Annotated in this window: 3 protein-coding genes; all 3 read left to right on the top strand. The window is 67.8% G+C overall.

Annotation, left to right across the window (positions count from 1 at the left end; genetic code table 11):
- Nucleotides 1-71: 71 nt before the first annotated feature.
- Nucleotides 72-389, top strand: a complete 318-nt coding sequence (locus ACTQY5_RS10960; RefSeq protein ID WP_441369204.1) for a hypothetical protein — start codon at nt 72-74, stop codon at nt 387-389.
- Entirely contained in the window at nt 386-676 is a 291-nt protein-coding gene (locus ACTQY5_RS10955; RefSeq protein WP_432232230.1) for a hypothetical protein, read from the top strand. The genes ACTQY5_RS10960 and ACTQY5_RS10955 overlap by 4 nt, the downstream gene beginning before the upstream one ends.
- An 82-nt stretch (nt 677-758) precedes the next feature.
- Nucleotides 759-1,430 carry a hypothetical protein gene (locus ACTQY5_RS10950; RefSeq protein WP_441369203.1) on the top strand — a complete coding sequence of 224 codons (672 nt, stop codon included), beginning with the start codon at nt 759-761 and terminating at the stop codon, nt 1,428-1,430.
- The last annotated feature ends 43 nt before the right edge of the window (nt 1,431-1,473 follow it).

Genomic DNA, 1,473 nt, shown 5'->3' with positions numbered 1-1,473 from the left:
CCGCAACGGCAACCCGTACCGCACCGACGAGGGCCGACGCAATGACCAACTGCTGAACCAAGGAGAACAAAATGACTGATGACCCCCGACCCGAGTGGGTAGAAGCCGGTGTTGCCGCGCTCGTAGCCGAGGGCTGCGCTGAGAGAGGTAGCACCTTCATACGGGACAACGTTTATGTGGACGGGGCTGTCACCGTCACCCTCGCCGCCGTGATTGACCAGATCAAGGCCGAGGCGCTGATGGAAGCCGCGACCGCCTACCAGTTGGGCGGTATGGTCTACGAGCCGCAGGCCCGTGGCGACCTCGCCACCAAGCGTCAGCAGGCCGAGCACGCCGTGGCGTGGCTCCGCGACCGCGCCAAGCGGATCGAGGCGGGTGACGAATCGTGAGCGACCTACTAGCCCACCTAGTCGAACTCGATCAGGCCATCACCGACATGCGGGAGGCCCGCAAGCGCATCGAGGCGGCCGTCACCGCGATAGCCGAGGCGAACACTTGGCCCTACGGCGACGCCTACCTTTACCAGGACGACGATTCACCCGAGCGCCTATGGCTCAACGGATTCTCGTGCATCAGACCCAGTGACGAGTTCGCCCGCGATGTTGGACGGAGCGTCATCCAGATGGCGATCCGACGCCCCGGGAAGAGCACCCAAATCGAGGTGACGGCATCGTGAGCGAGATCAACTGGGATGACTACAGCATCTACGACCACGACTTGCCGACCAACTGGCACGCCGCTGCGAGGAGGTGGGTGTGATGACGTACTACAAGGCTATCCGCCCCGACGGCACGTCGTGGTACGACCTCGGCTTCCGGTGGGTGGCTGAGCGTGGGCCGGTCGAGGGTGTGGAGGTGTGGCATCCGTCGCCCTCAGGTGAGCCCAGGTATGACCCGGCAGGGCATTTGGCCGCATCGACCGAGCCTGCCGACTGTTCCGGCATGGGGTGGCCGAGCCGTCTGCTGGAGGTGGAGCCGCTGGCCGATGTGGTGCCCGGGGCGATGCGCAAGGTCGGGTGCGCTGGGTGGCGTGTGGTGCGGGAGCTGCCCGCGTGGCAGGCGCTCGGGCCGTGTGGCCGTGAGGTGGTCGCCTATCTGGCGCTGCTGCCCACCCTGACCGATGACCAGGTGCAGATCGCCGCACGGTACGCCGCATGGGACGCCGCATGGTACGCCGCATGGGACGCCGCATGGTCCGCCGCATGGTCCGCCGCATGGTCCGCCGCACGGGACGCCGCATGGTCCGCCGCACGGTCCGCCGCATGGGCCGCCGCACGGGACGCCGCACGGGACGCCGCATGGTCCGCCGCACGGGACGCCGCATGGGCCGTCGTCGTCCGCGACATGATCTCCACCCCCCACTTCGCGACGCTCACCGAGCCGATGCGTGCCGCCGGGATCGACTTCGCCGCGCTCGGCGGTGCGTCATGACCCGCCGCATCGTGCTCGACATCATCGTGCCCGTCATCGCGGT

This window comes from Acidaminococcus sp. HCP3S3_H5 (genome assembly GCF_052122235.1).
Taxonomy (GTDB): Bacteria; Bacillota; Negativicutes; order Acidaminococcales; family Acidaminococcaceae; genus Acidaminococcus.
The sequence above is the reverse complement of the archived record's forward strand: the minus strand, read 5'-3'. Positions and strand labels throughout refer to the sequence as shown.